This window comes from Rhodococcus sp. FW305-130, from assembly GCF_058788335.1.
In genome coordinates, this window is the sequence record NZ_JBYTAP010000001.1 from 621,687 (window position 1) to 636,877 (window position 15,191).

The 15,191-nt window shown below is 60.5% G+C and carries 13 protein-coding genes; 6 read left to right on the plus strand and 7 right to left on the minus strand.

Features of this window, described 5'->3' with window-relative positions; genetic code table 11:
• Nucleotides 1–3: 3 nt before the first annotated feature.
• The gene (gene alc / locus AC3WQS_RS03070; RefSeq protein WP_020970582.1) at nucleotides 4–990 is read left to right on the plus strand and encodes an allantoicase; all 987 of its coding nucleotides are present in this window, start codon (nucleotides 4–6) and stop codon (nucleotides 988–990) included.
• A gap of 16 nt (nucleotides 991–1,006) precedes the next feature.
• On the plus strand, nucleotides 1,007–1,936 hold the full coding sequence (gene puuE / locus AC3WQS_RS03075) for an allantoinase PuuE (RefSeq protein WP_029256100.1): 930 nt from the start codon (nucleotides 1,007–1,009) through the stop codon (nucleotides 1,934–1,936).
• Nucleotides 1,937–1,943: 7 nt separating this feature from the next.
• Here the strand turns inward: puuE and AC3WQS_RS03080 are convergent, their stop codons facing one another.
• Both AC3WQS_RS03080 and AC3WQS_RS03085 read right to left on the minus strand, forming a co-directional pair.
• Complete coding sequence (locus tag AC3WQS_RS03080; protein ID WP_029256099.1) at nucleotides 1,944–2,696, minus strand: class I SAM-dependent methyltransferase; 753 nt, start codon at nucleotides 2,694–2,696, stop codon at nucleotides 1,944–1,946.
• An 82-nt stretch (nucleotides 2,697–2,778) separates the two neighbouring features.
• On the minus strand, nucleotides 2,779–4,029 hold the full coding sequence (locus AC3WQS_RS03085) for an MCE family protein (protein WP_371330907.1): 1,251 nt from the start codon (nucleotides 4,027–4,029) through the stop codon (nucleotides 2,779–2,781).
• 339 nt (nucleotides 4,030–4,368) lie between these two features.
• On the opposite strand from AC3WQS_RS03085, the gene AC3WQS_RS03090 reads away from it, so the two are divergent.
• Nucleotides 4,369–4,680: an ArsR/SmtB family transcription factor gene (locus AC3WQS_RS03090; RefSeq protein WP_021345375.1), complete on the plus strand. Its 312-nt coding sequence runs from the start codon at nucleotides 4,369–4,371 to the stop codon at nucleotides 4,678–4,680.
• Nucleotides 4,681–4,779: 99 nt separating this feature from the next.
• Nucleotides 4,780–5,955, plus strand: a complete 1,176-nt coding sequence (locus tag AC3WQS_RS03095) for an MFS transporter (protein ID WP_046379121.1) — start codon at nucleotides 4,780–4,782, stop codon at nucleotides 5,953–5,955.
• On the opposite strand, the gene AC3WQS_RS03100 is transcribed toward AC3WQS_RS03095, so the two are convergent.
• The 3 genes from AC3WQS_RS03100 to AC3WQS_RS03110 all read right to left on the minus strand — a co-directional run bounded on the left by AC3WQS_RS03100 (nucleotide 5,922) and on the right by AC3WQS_RS03110 (nucleotide 9,063).
• Complete coding sequence (locus AC3WQS_RS03100) at nucleotides 5,922–6,650, minus strand: aspartate/glutamate racemase family protein (RefSeq protein ID WP_019745045.1); 729 nt, start codon at nucleotides 6,648–6,650, stop codon at nucleotides 5,922–5,924. The two genes, AC3WQS_RS03095 and AC3WQS_RS03100, sit on opposite strands and share 34 nt — an antisense overlap.
• A 5-nt stretch (nucleotides 6,651–6,655) precedes the next feature.
• Nucleotides 6,656–8,230 carry an NCS1 family nucleobase:cation symporter-1 gene (locus AC3WQS_RS03105; protein WP_029256096.1) on the minus strand — a complete coding sequence of 525 codons (1,575 nt, stop codon included), beginning with the start codon at nucleotides 8,228–8,230 and terminating at the stop codon, nucleotides 6,656–6,658.
• Between the two features lie 107 nt (nucleotides 8,231–8,337).
• Entirely contained in the window at nucleotides 8,338–9,063 is a 726-nt protein-coding gene (locus AC3WQS_RS03110; protein ID WP_020908886.1) for a GntR family transcriptional regulator, read from the minus strand.
• Nucleotides 9,064–9,260: 197 nt separating this feature from the next.
• Here AC3WQS_RS03110 and AC3WQS_RS03115 point away from each other — a divergent pair, with 197 nt between their 5' ends.
• Both AC3WQS_RS03115 and AC3WQS_RS03120 read left to right on the plus strand, forming a co-directional pair.
• Entirely contained in the window at nucleotides 9,261–11,594 is a 2,334-nt protein-coding gene (locus AC3WQS_RS03115; RefSeq protein WP_492713091.1) for an ATP-binding protein, read from the plus strand.
• Nucleotides 11,595–11,682: 88 nt separating this feature from the next.
• Complete coding sequence (locus tag AC3WQS_RS03120) at nucleotides 11,683–14,043, plus strand: ATP-binding protein (RefSeq protein WP_492713092.1); 2,361 nt, start codon at nucleotides 11,683–11,685, stop codon at nucleotides 14,041–14,043.
• Here AC3WQS_RS03120 and AC3WQS_RS03125 read toward each other — a convergent pair.
• Together AC3WQS_RS03125 and AC3WQS_RS03130 are read right to left on the minus strand one after the other, a co-directional pair.
• Entirely contained in the window at nucleotides 14,018–14,254 is a 237-nt protein-coding gene (locus AC3WQS_RS03125; RefSeq protein WP_492713093.1) for a PhlB family protein, read from the minus strand. The genes AC3WQS_RS03120 and AC3WQS_RS03125 overlap by 26 nt on opposite strands.
• A 190-nt stretch (nucleotides 14,255–14,444) precedes the next feature.
• Nucleotides 14,445–14,954, minus strand: coding sequence for a C40 family peptidase (locus AC3WQS_RS03130; RefSeq protein WP_492713094.1), 510 nt, complete (start codon nucleotides 14,952–14,954; stop codon nucleotides 14,445–14,447).
• Nucleotides 14,955–15,191: the final 237 nt, after the last annotated feature.

Sequence of the window (15,191 nt, forward strand, 5' to 3'; positions counted from 1 at the left end):
CCGATGAGCACCACCGAATTCACCTTGCTGCCCGACCTGGCACTGCGCACCCTCGGCGGAGCCGTCATCTGGGCGAACGACGAGGCATTCGCCGAGCGCGAGGCCCTGATCCGACCAGGTAAAGCCGGATACCAGCCGGCGACGTTCGGACACAAGGGGCAGGTGTACGACGGTTGGGAGACGCGTCGTCGCCGTGTGGCAGGTCATGACGAGGCGATCGTGCGCCTCGGTGTTCCTGGAGTGGTGCGGGGCGTCGTGGTCGACACCGCGTGGTTCAAGGGCAATTACCCGCCCGAGATCTCGGTGGAAGCAATCTCCGTCGACGGGTATCCGGATCCCGTCGACCTGGCCGGATCCGGCGAGTGGACAACCATCGTCGAACGCTCGACCGTGCACGGTGACTCGGAGAATCCGTTCTCGGTGGTTTCGGAGGATCGATGGACGCACGTCAAGCTGACCATTTATCCGGACGGCGGCGTTGCGAGATTCCGTGTTCACGGTGAAGCGCGGCCAGACCCGCGTTTCCTCGATGCCGGGCCGTTGGACCTCGCAGCACTCGAAAACGGTGGCCGCGTGACCGATTGCTCCAACATGTTCTACAGCTCACCGCAGAACATTCTGTTCCCCGGCCGCGCTGCTTCGATGGGGGACGGGTGGGAGACCGCCAGGCGCCGCGACGACGGAAACGACTGGGTGCAAGTACAACTCGCGGGTGAAGGCGTGTTGAGTTTCGTCGAGATCGACACCTCGTACTTCCTCGGAAACAGTCCAGGTGAGGGCGCTCTGACCGGCCGAACTCCGGAAGGGGAGTGGATCGAACTGTTGCCGCGTACGACGCTGCGTCCGGACACGCGCCATCGCTTTCCGATCGATTCCGAAGTTCCGGTCACCGATGTCCGTCTGGACATCTTCCCGGACGGTGGCCTGGCGCGGCTGAGAGTATTCGGCGTACTCACCGACGCTGCTCGCGCTGTGATCTCCGGGCGCTGACGGTAAAGTTGTTGCCATGAGCGACTATCCGCGCGACGACTATCCCCGGGACATGGTGGGGTACGGCCCTCATCCGCCGCATCCGCACTGGCCCGGCGACGCGCGGATAGCGGTTCAGTTCGTACTCAACTACGAAGAGGGAGCCGAGAACAACGTCCTCGACGGGGACGCGGCTTCGGAGACTTTTCTGTCGGAAATGACTCCGGCGGAGGCATTTCCGAATCGACACATGAGCATGGAATCGCTGTACGAGTACGGCTCCCGGGCCGGGTTGTGGCGTGTCCTGCGGACCTTCGAGCGGCGAAACCTGCCTCTCACGGTCTTTGCGGTGGCGCGGGCAATGCAGCGTAACCCGGAAGCAGTCAGTGCTTTTCAGGAGTTGGGTCACGAGATCGCGTGTCACGGATTACGTTGGAAGTCTTACCAATCCGTGGACATCGAGCGTGAACGCGCCGACATGGCCGAGGCAGTCCAGATTCTGCAAGATCTGACGGGTTCGGCGCCTCTCGGTTGGTATACCGGACGCGATTCACCGAACACCCGCGAATTGGTGGTCGAGCACGGCGGCTTCGTCTACGACTCCGATTCGTACGCCGACGATCTGCCGTACTGGGTAGACGTTCCGCGTGGCACAGAGTCGGTGAAGCATCTCGTCGTTCCGTACACGCTCGATACCAACGACATGCGTTTCGCCTCTCCAGCAGGATTTCCCAGCGGCGATCAGTTCTTTGCGCACCTACGTGACGCCTTCGACGTGCTGTATGCGGAGGGAACGGCCGGATCACCGAAGATGCTCTCCGTCGGGTTGCACTGCCGCATAGTCGGCCGCCCTGCCCGAGTTGCCGCCCTCGAGCGTTTCCTGGACCATGTGCAGTCACACGAAAAGGTCTGGATCTCGCGGCGAATCGACATCGCCGAGCACTGGAAGACCATTCACCCCGCGTAATGCGGGGCTATTTGCGCGCCTCGATCAGAAATCGACTCGAGTACGCGACAAAAGATCCGTCGCGACGGATCTGCTGATCGAGTTCCCGGAGCCGGTCCAGATACTGCGCGACGGTGAATCCCGGAACCATCCAGATCACCTTGCGTAAGAAGTAGACAACGGCGCCGATATCGAAGAATTCCATGCGCAGACGCTCGAAACGAAGGTCGACGACGGTGAGCCCGGCCGAAATCGCGTCGGCGCTTTCGTCCTCGTAGTGCCGTCCGCGACGAGCCTGCGGCTGAGGACCGAGGAAGAACTCGACGAGTTCGAACACGCTGGCGTGACCGACATGTTGAGCGAAGTACGTTCCTCCCGGTTCGAGTACCCGAGCGATCTCGGCCCACCACACCGTCGCAGGGTGTCGACTGGTCACCAGATCGAAAGCCGAATCGGCAAACGGTAGCGGTGGCTCGTCCGGATCCGCGACCACCACCACACCTCGGGGACGCAGAAGCGCGGTGGCCTTGGTTACGTTCGGTGGCCAGGATTCGGTTGCCGCCATCACCGGCGGGAGTGTCGGTGCAGCGGCGAGGACTTCGCCGCCGCCGGTCTGGATGTCCAGCGCAGCGCCGGCACCACCGAGACGTTCACCCATCAACCTCTGATACCCCCACGACGGACGCTGCTCCGTGGCGCGCCCGTCGAGCCACGAGAAGTCCCACCCGTCGACGGAGGCGGATTCGGCTTCGGCGACAAGTTCCTCGAAACTTCGTGACATGCTCTGTGACTCGCCTTCAGGCGTTCCTTGCGACATCACATCATCATCGTCGCGGAGCGTCGACGGTGCCAGTTGTTTACGGCTACTTCGGGGTCGCACCGAGCATCGGTGCGAGTTGAGTGGCAATCGGGTTCAGGTTCAGCTTGTCCGGGTCCACCTTGGGCTTGCTGTCCCACGGTTGCGAGGTGTTCGGGTCGGCGAACGCGATGCGGTTGGCGCTCCGAACTCCCGTTTCGCTGCCCTGAGGTGCCTGGCAGTTGGCGGCAGTGTTCAACGGGAAGTTCTGCGTCGTGTCGTCGAAGTTCGGGTCTTTGCGCTTCATCTCGTCGAGGACCGCCATGGTCCCTTCGTAACCGACGGTGCACGAGAGCGGGTTGTTGGTCTCGAGTACCAAGCCCAGATGTACCGTGCCGTCTCCCGGTGCAACGGTGGGCGCCGCCCCGGCGAGGGCAGGCAGGAAGAGCAGGAAGGGCTGCAGCGAGGGCAGTGTCGGGGCGGCTGCCGCTGCAACGGCGGAGAGGTTGGAGAGGTTGGTCGTGAGCGCGGGGCCGGCTTCGGTGACGAGAGAGCCGACTTGTTCGCTGGCCGGTATGCCGTTGTCGATCACGCGTCGGATGTCGGGGTCGCTGGTGCGCAATTGCGCAGCCAGTGCGTCGAGGTCGGTGCTGAACTGCTTGATCGCCGACGATTGATCGGACTGGGTCGTGAGTACCGTCTGGCTGTCACGGATCAGTCCGAGGGTCTGGGGAAGGGTGTCGAGGCCCGACTGGGAAATCCCCGACAGCGAGTCGGCAAGTACCTGCAGATCTTCGCCCTTGCCGTTGAATGCCGCGCCGAGTTCCTTCGCGACGGTGTGGAGTGCGTCGACCGGAACGGAGTGCACCAGACCGTTGGCGCTGGTCAAGACGTTCTCGATGGGGATCGGCGTGGTGGTCTCGCCCACGGCGATCACCGAGCCGTCTTCGAGGAACGGGCCCTGGTCGGTATCGGGCTGAAGGTCGACGTACTGCTCACCGATGGCTGAGCGATTGGCAACCACGGCTCGCGCGGATGCCGGAATCTGTGGAGCACTGCTGTCGATCAACAGGTCGACTTCGATTCCGTCGGACGTGAGCGACATGTCGCCGACGCGTCCGACGGGTACACCGCGATAGGTCACTTCGGCGTTGGTGAAGATGCCACCGGACGTCGCCAGTTCGGTTTTGACCGTGTATTGGCCGAATCCCAGAAGATTGTCCAGCCGTACGTATTTCGCTCCGACATAGATCAAACCCAGGAGTGCAACCACGACGAGGGCGACCAGCTGCCACTTGGCGAGCTTCGACATCACCATGTGGGGACGGCCCTGAACTGATGCGGTGTGTTCATGGTTCGACTCCCGAATGACTAGCCGGGTACGGCTGGTGTTGAGCGAATTGTGTTCACCCGCGAGCATTCTCGGGCGAACCGGAAACTTCCGGCAATTCGTTGTTGGCGATAACTATAAACAAGTCGTCACAGATAGAAAGTCGGCGCTGAGATTTCCGCAGGTCGTCGAAACGTAAGTGGCACAGCTCACTTCAAATGCGTCGATGTGACGTACGTAGCTTTGCGTCCGAATCGGGCTTGACTTCGCCAAACATATCCATAAAAGTAGATGCGTTCCGGTTGGCGAGGAGAAGGGGTGCGGTCCATGGATGCTTTGGCGATCTTCAAGGCGCTGTCCAACCCGACTCGTCTGCAGATCTTGGAGTGGCTCGCGCATCCGGCGAAGTATTTCGACGAGGACTCGTACACGCAACAGGATCTCGGGTTTCACATCGGAGTCTGTGTCGGTGACATTCAGGGGCGATCGGGACTTGCCCAGTCGGTGATCTCGGGGTACCTGCAGGGCATGAAAGATGTGGGTCTGCTCGAGTCCGAGCGCATCGGGAAGTGGACGTACTACCGACGAAACGAAACCGTGATCGGCGAGTTCAGGGAATTCGTTCGCGAAAAGCTGTAGCGGTCGGATTGCCCTCGTCGGCCGGTTTTGCTCAATCAAACATATCTATATATCTAGATATGTATCTGTCTTGTGTGGCCTAGTAGTAAGGAGTGTGTCGTGAAGTCGAAATTGTTGATACCGGTTCTGGCGTTGGGTGTATTCGGAATCATCACTACGGAGATGGGCATTATCGGGGTTCTGCCTCAGGTCAGCGAAAAGTTCGGTATCACCGCGTCCACTGCCGGATGGTTGGTCGGTGTGTTTGCGCTCGTCGTGGCGGTGACCGGTCCGTTCACGACGCTGATCACCTCGGGAATCAACAGGAAAACCGTTCTGTTGGTGGCGATTGCAGTCTTTGCGGTCTCCAACATGGTGTACGCGAGCACGTCGAGTTTCGAGGTGATGTTTGTATTTCGGATCATTCCCGCCGTGGTTCACCCGGTCTTCTTCGCGCTCGCACTCGCGAGTGCAGTTCGACTGGTGCCACCGGAGGAAGCAACTGCAGCTGTGACGAAAGTATTTGCGGGTGTCACAGTAGGATTCGCATTCGGTGTACCGCTGACGTCGTATCTGGCCGAGAACTTCTCGGTGTCCACGGCTTTCGTTTTCGGTGCAGTGGTCAACGTTCTCGCGTTTCTCGGGATTGTCGTACTTCTGCCCTCGGCTCCGGTGACACAACGCCTGTCGTACGGCGCACAGGTCGGGATCCTTCGCCGGCCGCGCGTGTGGTTGACCATCCTTTCCGTCACCTTCGTCTTCGCAGCCATGTTCTCGGTGTACGGATACTTCGCCGAATACCTCGGCGGAGTGACGGGCATGAGCGGATCGTGGATCAGCGCGATGCTCTTGGCTTTCGGTGTCGTGATGATCTTCGGCAACTTCGTCTTCGGGGCGGTGCTCGCCAAGAGTGTGGTGCGCACGGTTGTGGCTTTTCCCTTGCTGTACATCGTCGTCTACGTGATGCTCTATCTGGCAGGCCCGTACTTCGGTGCGATGGTTGTAGCCGTGTTGGTTTGGGGTGTAGTGCATTCCGGTGGACTGGTGGTTTCGCAGAGTTGGATGGGGCGAGACGCAGTCGACGCGCCTGAATTCGGCAACAGCCTTTTCATCTCGTTCTCCAACTTGGGGATCACGCTCGGAACTGCGGTCGGTGGACTGTTTCTCGCGCATTTCGAAACCCGCCAATTAGTCTGGGCCGGAGTATTGTTCGCGGTCCTGGCACTGGTGACGATCGGTGCTCGACTCTCGCTCGGGCACGTTCACAGCGAGAACGGTGTCAGTGTGCCGGTGTAGATTTTGGGCAGTGGCCGTGTGAACTCGCCGCGCGCACTGGTCGACAGTCCGAGGGTGACCAACGATTGAACCATCGTGACCCCAGCGGCAACGCCGTCGACTACCGGGACACCGAGTTCGTCGGACAAGTCCTGGCACAGGTCCGCCATGCCGGCGCAACCCAGCACGAGGACGTCCGAGTCGTCTTGCTCCAATGCGTCGAAACAGGCTTCCAAGATCACCTTTCGCGCGTCGGGATCACGATCGAGTTCCAGAACCGGAATCTCGCAGGAGTGGATACCCCGGCACCGAGCCTGCATGCCGTACCGGTCCACCAGATCGGCTGCGCGGCCGCGGGTTCGACCGAGGGTGGTCACGATGCTGAATCCGCGTCCCAGGAAACTTGCGTAGTTCATTGCCGCTTCGGCGACAGCTACGACGGGGCCCTTGGCCAGCTCTCTGGCTGCATCCAGGCCTGGGTCACCGAAGCAAGCAATGACGTAGCCGTCGACTTCGTTCTTTTCTCCGGCGGCGATCTCGGCCAGGATTCCGGGGATGCTGAGAGCTTCGTCGTAGTGGCTTTCGATCGACGCGGGACCCATCGCAGGGCTGACGGCCTCGACGAATGTGCCCGAGCCCGCGACGGCCCGGGCACATTCCTCGATCTTGGCGGTCATCGCCCACGTGGTGTTGGGGTTGATCACCTTGATTCTCATGACGATCAGTCGACCGTCACAGTGTCGGGAGAAGAAGCATTCCGGACAGCCAGGGAAGTGCGCGTGGCGAGTAGGTAGTAGACGGCAAATCCGAGCCCGCAACCGATGAACCAGCTGTACTGCGCTGCGGTGTACATCCCGGTGAGGTCCTTGCCCAGGACCGGGACCATTGCGACGACGGCTCCCACCACGGTGGCGATCACTGCAGCAGGATTGTATCCCTTGCTGTACCAGTAGGTTCCGGTCGGCGACATGCTGAACAGTTCGTCGACGATCACCTTCTGCTTGCGCACGAGGTAGTAGTCGGCAATCAGGATTCCGAACAGCGGACCGATGAAGGCTCCGAGGGTTTCGAGCGTGTAGTGGATGACGTCGGGATTGTTGTAGAGGTTCCACGGGGTGATGAGGATCGAGCCGATCGCCGCGATCATCCCGCCGGCGCGCCAGCTGATCTTCTGCGGGCTCACGTTGGAGAAGTCGAAGGCCGGGGAAATGAAGTTGGCCACGATGTTGATGCCGATCGTGGCAATGGTGAAGGTGAGTGCGCCGAGGACGATGGCGAAGGTGCTGTCGATTCGTGCCACTGTTGCGACGGGATCGGTGATCAGTTCGCCGTACACCGGCAGTGTCAACGACGCCGTGACGACGACCAACACCGAGAATACGAGGAAGTTCAACGGCAAACCGAGGAAGTTGCCCTTCTTGACTGCAGCGAACGACTTCCCGTAGCGGGAGAAGTCACCGAAGTTGAGCATCGGTCCGGAGAAGTACGAGACAACCAGAGCGATCGCACCGAGCATGACCGGCACGGCGTCGAAACCGGAGTATTTGACGTCGCCGAGTGTGAGATCGACAGCGCTCCAGCCTGCCTGGTAGATGAGGTACCCGCACAGCATGAACATCACGACGTACACAGCCGGCCCGCAGAAGTCAATGAAGCGGCGGATCGATTCCATGCCTCGCCAGAAGACGCAGGCCTGAAGTGCCCACAGGAGCATGAAACTTCCCCAGCCCAGTGCGGAGAGTCCGGCGAATCCGTAGTCTTCGACGACGGCATACGGTGCGAGTGACGGAAAGAGTTTGATCAGTACGACATCGAGGGCTGCCGAAGCGAGGAAGGTTTGAATCCCGTACCAGGCCACGGCAATCAGGCCACGAATGATTGCCGGGATGTTCGCGCCGAGGACACCGAACACGCTGCGGCAGATCACCGGATACGGTACGCCGGTAACTTGGCTGGGCTTGGCGACGAGATTGCAGAAGAAGTAAACGATCGTGATACCGACCAGCAGGGCGACGAGTACTTGCCAGCTGGCCAATCCCAGTGCGAAAAGACTACCGGCAGTGACATATCCGCCGACGCTGTGTACGTCGGACATCCAGAAGGCGAAGATGTTGTACGACGACCAGGTCTGCTTGCGAAGCGGCGCCAGATCCTCGTTGGTCAAACGAGGGTCGTAGCCCGGTTTGATCAGTCCGCCGCCGACAGGGTGGCCCGCGGCTTCGACGAGGTCGGCCGAGCCGGTTTCCTTTGGGGGAGTAGGGGTAGTGGTCGTTCGGGACGGAAGAATGTCGGTCATGACAGCTCCTGTGCATCAGTGCAGGAAATCAGCGGACAGTGCACGAGCTCTCAGCGTCAGTGATGAAAACTGTGTTGAGAGAAAGGTATCGACGCTGTGTTGCACAGCTATTGCGCAATCGGTATATCTTTCTCGGCCAGTAGGCCGGTGTCTGTGGGCAGAGTCGCGATCACGGTGTTGAGTCGGCGATGATGGATTTCGGAAGCACTCAGAAGCGCGGCTGCGTCTCGACGCAGGAATGCGTCCAGCATCGCGGTGTGATCGGAGTGCAGAACCTGGCGATCGACGCCGGCAACATGGACCATCGGCTGTACCGGTTCGGTGATGTTCCAGGCAGCTTCGAACATGTGCAGAAGTCGAAGCATTTGCGACGGTCGGGTCAGTGCGAGGTGAAAGTTTCGGCTCTCACAGTGATAGGACTGAGAGTCGTCGTAGCGCAACGCGATCTCCAGACGGGAATTCACCTCGACGGCGTGTTCGTGATCCTCTTCGGTGGCCTGTTCGACGGCGACGGCCAATGCAGCTGATTCGAGAGTTTCGCGGACGATGTACATCTCGCGCAGTTCTGCCGGCGTCAACTGAGCAACGGTGTAGCCGAATTGGTGGCGGTGGTCGACCAACGACTCTCCGACCAGGGTCTTCAGCGATTCCCGCACTGGTATTCGGCTGACCCCGAACACATCAGCCACGTCGCCGAGAGGGATCGGGGTACCCGGAGGCGCCGAACCCGACAGAATCACTCGGCGCAGTTCGTCGAGGATCGTTTGTTGTGGACTGCCGGGAGCATCGATTACCAGTTGCGTCAGTAGTACCGATCTACGGCGCGGTGGCATGTCGGTCTCCCTTCTCGTCGCTGCCAGGGTAGAAATCCGTTGTTTCGGGCGCGTGACACCGGCATGGCCGTCGTGAATCGCATCTGTGAGGGGCCGACATTTCGACTGCGATGACGAAGCACAAGTGAGCGCTGCTCAGGGCGACGAACGCGGGGGTAGCGTTGATTTGTAGTGGTTGGCAGAAAGCGAGTCGGTCGATGGCATCCGTTGTGCGATCAGAAGCCGACCAGCGAGTTGTCGGCAACTTGCCCTTGGAGCTGACGAGTTTTGTCGGCCGACGGCGTGAGTTGGCCGAAGCCAGAAGATTGTTCGAGTCGTCCCGTTTATTGACGCTCACCGGTATCGGAGGTGTCGGCAAGACGCGGCTCGCGATCCGGCTTGCGAGCGCGCTCCAGCGGGTGTTCCGAGACGGCGCGTGGTTGGTGGAGTTGGGCGAGCAGACGGATCCAGAACTCCTCGAGGATTATGTCGCCGTGATTTTGGGGGTGCGGCCGGTGTCCTCGTCGGACCCGCTGCACACTGTGATCGACTACTGCTCCGATCGCAGTCTGCTGTTGGTACTCGACAACTGCGAACATCTGGTCGATGCCGTCGCTCTGTTTGCCGGTGCGATCCTACGGCGGTGTGCCGGTGTCAAGATCTTGGCGACGAGCAGAGAATCGTTGGGAATGGGCGGTGAGGTGACGATGCGCGTTCCCTCGCTCACCACACCGCAGCAACAGCCGCGCGAATACGAGGGACTTGCCCAGTACGAATCCGTGTCGTTGTTCACCGAGCGTGCGGCTTCAGTCGTCCCCGGTTTCACCCTCACTGAGGAGAACAAGCGCGCCGTTGCTCATATCTGTCACGACCTGGATGGACTCCCGCTTCCGATCGAGTTGGCGGCCGCTCGCCTGCGCGGTATGTCGGCGGAGCAGATCATGGATCGGCTCTCGGATCGTTACCGCCTTTTGACTTCTGGTGGACGCGACGTACCGAGTCGTCAGCAGACTCTCCGCTTGTCGATCGATTGGAGTTACGACTTGTGCTCGCCTCCGGAGCAGCAGCTGTGGGGTCGGCTGACAGTATTTTCCGGCGGGTTCGAGCTGGACGCTGCCGAGGGAGTGTGCGGGCAGGATTCGAGTTCGACGGAAGTGCTCGATCTCGTCACTGCGTTGGTCGAGAAGTCCATCCTCATTCGTGAGGAGATCGACGGCACCGTTCGCTATCACCTGCTCGACCTCCTTCGGGAGTACGGACGAGAGAAGGCCGAGATCTCGAACGACTACGTGGAACTTCAACGGCGCCACCGTGATTGGTTCGAAGCGCTGGTTGTTCGTGCGGAAGCCGAGTGGATCAGTGACCGGCAAGCGGCGTGGATCGCACGGCTGGGTCGTGAACAGCACAACGTCTACGACGCGCTGGAGTTTTCGATTTCCACTACCGGAGAGGCGCGATCTGCGACGCGAATGGTCGCTGCGTTGTACAGATTCTGGCTTTCTGGTGGATTGCTTGTGCAGGCACGGTATTGGACGGATCGAGCTCTGAATACAGAGGATCGGGAGCTCGACCCGTTCCGCGTTGATGTCTTGGCCATCGACGCTGTGAATCACGCGATGCAGGGGGAACTCGAACGGGCACAAGCGCTGGTCGACGAGAGTTGGCTCCTGGCGAATGCCTTGGCGGACGTACGCTCACGCGGTCTCGCGGCATGGGGTGACGGATACGTCGATACGTTCAGAGGCAACTTCGATACCGCTACAGCCAAGTTGGAATCCGCGTTGACGCTGTTTCGATTGGACGAAAATCTGCTGCATGTGGTGATCGGCCTGGACACCCTGGGGATCGCGTACTTTCTTTCCGGGGCCCTCGATCGCTCGGTGGAGTGCAACGAAGAGACTCTCGCGATCACCGTGCCCGCCAACGAAGTCATGTTCCAGGCTTTTGCGTTGGGAACCCTCGGGCTCGTGGGCTGGCTCCGAGGTGAATTAGATGACGCACGTGATTATTTGACGCGAAGTCTGAGAATTCTCGATGCCCCGATGAACTCGGCGTGGTGTATCGAACCACTGGCGTGGATTGCTGCAGCGCAACGCGATTGGAAGAATTCCGCGGTTCTGCTCGGCGCGGCAGCCATGTATTGGCAGAAGGTCGGGGGTCGGCTGGCGGGCCTGCCGGGTTTGTCGCCGCATCACGACACTGCGGCAGAGACTGCTCGTAGGGCTATGGGTAAGAGTGCTTTCGACAAGTCGTTTCGCAACGGATTTGTGATGTCCGAGAGTGAAGCTGTCGCGTATGCGCTCGACGAGCGTCGCAGTGTTCCGGGTTCATCGTCAACTGAGGCACCTCACCTGACTCGTCGTGAGCAGCAAGTTGCGGAACTCGTTGCGCGGGGCCTGACCAATCGCGCTATCGCGGAACATCTCGTGATCTCGCTTCGTACGGCTCAGGGTCATGTGGAGCATGTGCTGACCAAATTGGGTTTCACCTCCAGAGCGCAGATCGCGGCGTGGTTCGTGTCGACCGAGCAGGAGACCGACTCCCGAGGCTGAGATCGCGGGCAGTGGTGAGCGCTTCTCGGGTGCAGTTCGCGGGGGTAGCGTTGGTTTTGGAGTGGAATCGCAGAAAGCGAGTCGGTCGATGGCATCCGCTGTGCGTGCAGAAGCCGATCATCGGGTTGTCGGTAACTTGCCGTTGGAGTTGACGAGTTTTGTCGGTCGGCGGCGTGAGTTGGCCGATGCCAGAAGATTGTTCGAGTCGTCCCGTTTGTTGACGCTGACCGGCGTCGGGGGCGTGGGCAAGACACGTCTCGCGATTCGGCTTGCGGGTGCGCTGCAGCGGGTGTTCAGCGACGGTACCTGGTTGGTGGAGTTGGGGGAGTTGTCGGATCCGGATCTGCTCGCGGATTATGTCGCCGTGACTTTGGGGGTGCGGCCGGTTTCGTCGTCTGATCCGCTGCGCGCTTTGATCGAATTTTGCGCCGATCGGAGTCTGCTGTTGGTGTTCGACAACTGTGAACACCTGGTGGATTCGGTTGCCCGGCTTGCCGGGGCGATCTTGCGTCGGTGTGCTGGTGTGAAGATTCTGGCGACGTCGCGAGAGTCTCTGGGTGTGGGCGGTGAGGTGGTGATGCGGGTTCCTTCTCTCACTACGCCGGAACTGCGGGGGCCGCGCGCTTTCGATGGGCTGGCTCGGTACGAGTCTGTTTTGTTGTTCGCAGAAAGAGCTGCGACTGTGGTGCCGGGTTTCGTGTTGACCGAAGGGAACCGGAATGCCGTTGCCCGTATCTGCCACGATCTGGACGGATTGCCGTTGCCGATCGAGTTGGCTGCTGCTCGGCTGCGATCTATGTCGGCGGAGCAGATCATGTATCGGCTTTCTGATCGTTACAGCCTTTTGACTTCCGGTGGGCGTGATGTTCCCAGTCGTCAGCAGACCCTGCGATTGTCGATCGATTGGAGTTACGACTTGTGCTCACCGCGTGAACAACGGTTGTGGGCGAGGCTGTCGGTGTTCTCGGGTGGGTTCGATCTCGATGCTGCCGAGGGAGTGTGCGGGCAGGATTCGAGTTCGACGGAAGTGCTCGATCTCGTCACTGCGTTGGTCGAGAAGTCCATCCTCATTCGTGAGGAGATCGACGGCACCGTTCGCTATCACCTGCTCGACCTCCTGCGGGAGTACGGACGAGAGAAGGCCGAGTTCTCGAACGACTACGTGGAACTTCGATGGCGCCACCGTGATTGGTTCGAAGCGCTGGTCGTTCGTGCGGAAGCCGAGTGGATCAGCGACCAGCAAGCTGCGTGGATCGCAAGGCTGGGTCGTGAACTGCACAACGTCTACGACGCGCTTGAGTTTTCGATCTCGACGCCGGGTCAGACGCGATCAGCGACGCGAATGGTCGCGGCGCTGTACCAATTCTGGGTTCTCGGCGGTCGGATCGCTTCGGCGCGGCACTGGGCGGATCGAACCCTGAGAGCTTCCGATGGGGAGCCGGACACTTATCGCGTGGAAATTCTGTGTATCGACGCCGTAGCGCATGGGATGCAGGGTGACCTCGTCCGGGCGCGCGGACAGGTAGAGGAGAGTTGGCGCCTTGCCGAGGTCGTGGGAGATGTACGCTCTCGAGGCTTGGCTGGATGGGCGGACGGATATGTCGACACGTTCAACGGCGAATTCGACACTGCCGCCAGGAAGTTGGAGGCTGCCGTATCGCTTTTCCAATCAGCTGAGAATCTAGAGCACAAAGTGGCCGGCTTGATTACCCTCGGGCTCGCTTGCATCTTTACCGGCGCGCTGGAGCGATCGGTGGAGTGTTTCGACGAGTCCCTTGCCATCACCGGACCGCCGCACGAAGTGATGTATCAGGCGTCGGCGCTTAGCAATCTAGGGCTTGTGGACTGGTTTCGAGGTGACCTCGAGCGCGCACGTGACCATTTGGCGCGAAGTCTGCGGGCCACGGCCGCTTCAATGAACTCGGCGTGGTGTATCGAACAGTTGGCGTGGATTGCTGCAGCGCAACGTGATTGGAAGCAATCGGCGGTTCTACTCGGCGCTGCGGCGATGTACTGGCAGAAGGTCGGGAGTCGGCTCGCGGGGCTTCCGATCTTGTCACCCCACCATGACAAGGCGGCAAACGATGCTCAAAAGGCATTGGGTAAGGGCGCTTTCGACAAGCAGTTTCACCGGGGAATTGTGATGACCGAGGGTGAAGCTGTCGCGTACGCGCTCGACGAGCATCTCAGAGTCCCGGACACATCGTCGACCGACGCGATTCGACTCACCCGTCGTGAGCAGCAAGTTGCGGAACTGGTTGCTCAGGGCCTCACCAACCGCGCTGTCGCAGAGCACCTCGTCATTTCGCCACGGACAGCACAGGGGCACGTGGAGCACGTGCTGACGAAATTGGGCTTCACCTCCAGAGCGCAGATCGCGGCGTGGGTGGTATCGACTGCGCAAGAGCGTGACTCGCGCGAGGTCAATGGTTCAGCAGATCGGCACTGAAGTCCGATTGCAGTTCTCCCCGATCGTCGCCGCACAGGCAGAACACCGGGTACCGCTTACCTAGTTCTCGCCGTTGAAACAATACTCGCAGCGGTCCGGACGCATCCGCGCGCGGGGATTCCGTGAGCAACGTGTACAGCCACGGCCCCTCGTCCAATTCGACGATGGCGAGAACGGTCGTGGGGTCGCCGTGAACCGTTCGCCAGGACACGACAGTGCCGTCTCCGCAACACCGCGTTACGTCCAACCGCGCCCCGCGACACCTGGTGCAGACCGCGCTCGCGGGGGAGAGGATGGCATCACATTCCGCGCAATGGGGGAGTGTCAAGCATTCGGATCGTGATGAACGGCCCGAATATTGTTGCGATACAAGACTTTTTGTCAAGCTGACGTGATACATATCAGTAGCGCCGGGCGAGATAGTATGGCATCGAGTCCACGGGTGCGCGTTTGACCGACTCCCCGGACGTCGGGGCGTGAAGGACCTCACTGTCTCCGGCATAGATCCCCACATGTTCCCCGCCGTAGTACAGGACTACGTCACCTGGCTGGAGATCGTCCCGGGAAATCGGAGCTCCGCCGACCGCCTGGTCGTAGGTAGTTCGCGGAATTGAAACGCCCGCTTGTGCATAGGCCCATTGAACGAGGCCGGAGCAGTCGAACGAGTCCGGTCCGGTCGCGCCCCAGACGTACGGTGCGCCGATCTTGGACTCTGCGGCTGCCAATGCGCGGCCTCCGTCCGAGGAAGCGAAAGATGACACTTTCGCCGGATTCGTGACGACGGAAACTCCCGCGGTGTTCCAGTCCGGAAGCAAGGGGGCCTGAGCGTTCGCGGTGTCGATACTGACGGCAAGGGTTGTCAGTGAAAGCGCGCCGATGACAAGCGCCCTTCCGAGTGCGATCTTCGTCATGCGGGGGCTGGTGAATCGGTGGTGCGACATTTCTCGTGTTGCCTTCGCGTCGGTGCGTCCCGAAGCAGGTATCCGGCTGGGCGTGATCGGGCTTCGGCTTGTGACACACAGCCTGGTTTCGCCTCGACGTGTTCGCGCCGGTCAGTTGGACGGGATGCATACCTGTTTTCGAGTGGCATGTCGGCAATCGTGACGTCTCGCGAAGTGGCAGAAGAAAGAAGTAGGTACCGATGCAGG